Origin of the sequence: Pseudomonas sp. BJa3 (assembly GCF_026343815.1) — a bacterium.
GTDB lineage: Bacteria > Pseudomonadota > Gammaproteobacteria > Pseudomonadales > Pseudomonadaceae > Aquipseudomonas > Aquipseudomonas soli.
Map to the genome: position 1 here is coordinate 1 of NZ_JAOXMC010000599.1, position 231 is coordinate 231.

Here is a 231-nt window from a genome sequence, read left to right on the forward strand (position 1 = left end):
GGGCATCCCGCCCGGGGAACGCGCCCGCGTGTTCGACCGCTTCTACCGGCTCGAAGGCAACACCCAGCACGGCAGCGGCCTGGGACTGGCGATCGCGCGCGCCATCGCCGAACGCCACGGCGCGACCATCACCCTTGAAGATGCGCCCGGCGGCAGCGGCCTGCGGGCCAGGGTCGCCTTTGCGCGCGGCCCCGCCCCGACTTAAGATTCACCTAAGTGTCAGGCCCGAAG

The 231-nt window shown here is 71.9% G+C and carries 1 protein-coding gene; it reads left to right on the plus strand.

The window, feature by feature from the left end:
• On the plus strand, positions 1-205 hold a 205-nt coding region (locus OH705_RS28940), incomplete at its 5' end, for a sensor histidine kinase (RefSeq protein WP_267303665.1).
• Positions 206-231 lie beyond the last annotated feature (26 nt).